Here is a 4,580-nt window from a genome sequence, read left to right on the forward strand (position 1 = left end):
CAAAACTCTTGTACTATTTTAACCTAAAAAAATTACAGAAGAAGAAATTCAATATTAAAATAAATTAAAAAAATACTTAGCAATCAATCACAAATATTCCTCAAGAATCTAGATTTTTTTGTAAAAAAAGTAGTGAATTTTACAAAATTCATTCCTGAAATGATTAATTTTTTCATTCCTGAAATGATTAATTTTTATTACCTTACAAGAATAATAAATATTTTCAATGATTAGAATCGATTTTAGTACTGCATGTCACAGAAAAACTAATAAACAATACTATAAGAAGAATTCTAAAAAATAAAAATTTTTTCATTCTCGCTAAACTTTTTATTAAATTTAATCAAATCTCTAAGGACTACTTACTGAAAATAATTGATTAGATAATTTAGTCTTTTCATTAAACAATGAATTAAGAGAATATACTGATATTTTCATCTTAAGCAATCAAGAAAATCTTAAAGAAATTGTAGAAGCTCTTATTCAGGTTAAAAAACAATTTTTTTAAATTTGAAAGAAGATTGGCGTAGTATTGCAAAATAAAAATTATTTAAAATCTGATTATACGCTGTGATCCGTTAATAAAAAGGGCATTTTAAATAACAATGTTTAACAAACGATTGCTATTGCACAGCGAAATTCAGAAGTCATGGCTCAAAGTTTGGGAAAACACCTTAACAAGATTAAAATTATTCAACTCTCAAAACATCTAAAAAGCTAATACTTTCCCCCCCCAAAAAGAAAAAGCCCTAGGGTGCCAGTAACTTGCATACTGAATGGCATTTAGAGATTTTTTAATTCAAGAACAGATAGAAGCTGTGATCAAGCAGTGGTCAATACTAAATATTTGATGATAAAAATTTTTCTAGTCGCCATTACTTAATAACTACCTAATCCATACTAAAGTATGAACGAGGATACAACAAGCATTTTAAGAAATTACTTGAAGAGACTTTAATTTAAAAGCTCTGCCCTATTTACGCAATTTTAAAAATCACATTCTTCAGGATTCTCTACACTTTCCCCCCATCTTTAGCAAAATTACAAATTTTTTATTGTAATTGGTCCAAAATACAGAGGAGTAAAGGAAGAAATCAAATCACCTTTACCTTAGCAAAACGACGTTTCCCCACTTGGTATAGATGACTTTCCCCAGTGGGGATAGTTAATCGAACATTTTCAACTCGCTCGCCATCTATACGAACAGCACCTTGTGATATCATCCGACGAGCTTCAGAAGTCGTGCTCACTAAACCTGCACGTTGTAAAATGTACCCAATCTCTAAATACTTGTTTTCAGATAAAACCTCAATTTTCTTAAGATCACGCGGCAATACATGATTTTTAAAGCGATCGATGAATTGCTGATGTGCACTCTTCGCTGCGTTTTTCCCATGAAAACGCTCTACTAATTCTTCACCTAATAAAATTTTTATATCCCGCGGATTTTTCCCTGCAACTACCTCTCTACGCCACTGATTAACTTGCTGCATGGACCGAAAACTCAATAATTCATAATAACGCCACATTAACTCATCGGATATCGACATAATTTTACCAAACATTTCTTCCGGAGGTTCTGTGATACCAATATAATTATTTAATGATTTAGACATCTTCTGAACGCCATCCAATCCTTCTAATAGAGGCATAATCAAAAGACATTGGAGTCGTTGACCAAAATATTTCTGTAATTCTCGTCCTACCAATAAATTAAACTTTTGATCAGTGCCGCCTAATTCAACGTCAGCATGAAGAGCTACAGAATCATAACCTTGTAATAAAGGATATAAAAATTCATGAATAGCAATCGGTTGTTGAGCAACGTAACGCTTATTAAAATGATCTCGTTCTAACATTCGTGCGACTGTATAAGTTGATGTTAAACGAATGAAATCATCGGCCTTTAAATTATTCATCCAGTTTGAGTTAAAAGTAACTTGGGTTTTCTCAGGATCTAAAATACGAAAAGCTTGTGCTTTATAAGTTTTAGTATTTTCCATAATTTCTTCAGGTGTTAATGGTTTACGTGTGATATTCCTACCGGTAGGATCGCCAATCATTCCCGTAAAATCACCAATTAAAAAAATAACTTCATGCCCTAAAATTTGAAATTGACGCAGTTTATTTAATACGACGGTGTGACCGAGATGAATATCTGGAGCTGTAGGATCAAATCCCAATTTTATTCGCAATGGTTTTTTTTCACTTAAACGTAGAAGTAATTCTTCTTCAAGAATAATTTCGACAGTACCTCGTTTAATTTCTTTTAGTGCTTCTTGGGGTGAAATCATCTAATTCTCTTTATTATTCCGGATCTTTGTATTACATGCTATGATTCAAAATTGTAACTAGTCGAAATCCAAAAGGAAACCCAATGCAACCAAAAAAAATGAGATGGAAATCGACCATATTAATCATTTTCATTGTAGGTCTCTTCCTATCCATTTTAATAAAATTACCTTGGATTCACCACACACCTGCTCTACCCTTTAAACCACTTACCCCTAACACTTCTAACCCATGTAATATTATAAAAAAAATAAATAAATCAGATTTGAAATGGCAAACCATCGTAGTAACACGTGGCGATACTTTAGCAGATATTTTTAATCGTTTAAAAATTAATCAGGAAGATCTTCTGCAGCTGCTCAAGCAAAATGAATTACTTAGTGTGCTTCATCCTCATACAAAACTTGTTTTTCAAACTAATTCTTATCATCAACTCATGGCACTTCAATATCCACTATCAACAGCTACTAATAAGATATTAATTTTTATACGTCAAGGAAACAAATTTATAAAGAAAATGAAAATCCAACCGCTTATAACAACTACTTTGACTTATAAATCAATTGTAATTCAACATTCTTTAATTCAAGATGCAAAAAAATCTGGCCTAACCTCTGGAATATTCAACGAATTACAAACTATTTTTGGGGGGAAGATTAATTTTTCGAGTGATCTCCGTCGAGGTGATCATTTTGATTTTCTATATCAAGAAAATTACATTCATGGAAAGAAATATCGCAATGGCAATATTGTTGCTGCTGAATTTATTCATCTAGGTAAAATAGAGCAAGCCGTTCGTTATACTTATCCTATCGATCATACTGCCTATTACAATCCTAATGGCCGTAGTATGGAAGCACGTTTTCTACGTGCCCCTCTGCATTACAAACGAATCAGCAGTTACTTTAGCTATAATCGCTATGATCCCGTATTACATAAAATTCGACCTCACCTAGGGGTGGATTTTGCTGCTCCTCTTGGTACACCTATTCAATCTATTGGTGAAGGCCAGATTATCTTTACAGGCCGTGACGGCGGCTATGGCATGACAATTAAAGTACGTTATGGTCATCATTATCTCGCCCTGTACGGACATATGTTACGATTCGCAAAACTTCACCTCAATACATGGGTGCATAAAGGAGAAATAATTGGGTACGTAGGCGAATCAGGTTGGAGTACAGGGCCACATCTTCACTTTGGTTTTTATATCAATGGTAAACCCCAAAATTGGTTAGCTTTAAAACTTCCTAAAGACCAAAGTATTCCCCGAAAATACGAAAAACTTTTTTTGAATACAGCTAAACAATTGTTAGCGGAGTTGCACCTACATCAAGATACTCAATTAGCCTCTAACAATATGAAACTTAAAAATTCAACCTAAAAATCTTTAAAAATATAACAAAGAACATTTTTCATAAAAAACTATCATAAAAATGATGATTATAATGATATCAGTCTATTAAAACCCGGATGATTATAGTACTGGTATGAAGTTATTGTAAAAACAGTTAGTAAATAATTAATCGCTCTCCCTCTACATTTAAGATAAAGTCTTAACCATTGCAGAACACAAAAAATATAAAAATTTAAGAAAATCTATCCTAGGTAAACTACCTTATACCATTTAAATTTCAAGTATAGCAGTTTTTTATCTGTAAACCTTGTTCATATAAGGTTATTCTATGAAACTATTGTTCTTCAATAAAATTCACACCATTAGTACAAAACATTAGTTAGAGCCATGAACGCTTTATTATCATCGATAAAATTTACAACGTGAGTTCAACATTCGTATTGCTAGTAGTAAATACAGATAGAATAAAAACGTCTTAATTCAGGATGTTTAAAATCAAAATTATAAAAAACTATAATTAATCAGACTCATTTTTATAAAATTTTTAAAAAAAATATTTTTAATATAAATTAACTTGAAAAATTAATATATCTTTAACTTTTAGCATTAGCCGAGTAAAATGTAAAGCATTATAATTGAAAATTGAAAAAAGCATTTTTGAATAAAATTCAGTTCTTTTTATGAGAAAAAGGTGTCGTGCCTACTTTTATAGGCAGTTAATATTAATTATTAATCGTTGAATATGAACTGTTATTTATATTTTAAGTGATAATCAAAAACTACAATAATTAATAGCAATTCAATTCCAATTTATTAAATAAATTTAATTTCAATTTATTAAATTTAAAAAATAAATACGTCTATAAAATAGAATTTTATTTACGAGCTCTTGATCAAGAAGTTAAATAAAAATAAAAATTTCTATAAGAAT

The 4,580-nt window shown here is 30.6% G+C and carries 2 protein-coding genes; one reads left to right on the top strand and one right to left on the bottom strand.

The genetic code is table 11. The annotated features are described in order from the left end of the window. Positions 1 to 1,094: 1,094 nt before the first annotated feature. A complete protein-coding gene (gene tyrS / locus CLERM_RS03395; protein WP_102157183.1) occupies positions 1,095 to 2,294 on the bottom strand; it encodes a tyrosine--tRNA ligase in 1,200 nt (399 codons plus the stop codon). Between the two features lie 83 nt (positions 2,295 to 2,377). On the opposite strand from tyrS, the gene CLERM_RS03400 reads away from it, so the two are divergent. After that, on the top strand, positions 2,378 to 3,676 hold the full coding sequence (locus CLERM_RS03400) for a peptidoglycan DD-metalloendopeptidase family protein (RefSeq protein WP_102157184.1): 1,299 nt from the start codon (positions 2,378 to 2,380) through the stop codon (positions 3,674 to 3,676). Positions 3,677 to 4,580: the final 904 nt, after the last annotated feature.

The sequence above is a fragment of the Coxiella-like endosymbiont genome (assembly GCF_002871095.1).
Taxonomy (GTDB): domain Bacteria; phylum Pseudomonadota; class Gammaproteobacteria; order Coxiellales; family Coxiellaceae; genus Coxiella.

Coding starts and splice junctions, on each gene's coding strand:
- tyrS (WP_102157183.1), bottom strand. CDS start 2,294: ATGATTTCACCCCAAGAAGCACTAAAAGAAATTAAACGAGGTACTGTC.
- CLERM_RS03400 (WP_102157184.1), top strand. CDS start 2,378: ATGCAACCAAAAAAAATGAGATGGAAATCGACCATATTAATCATTTTC.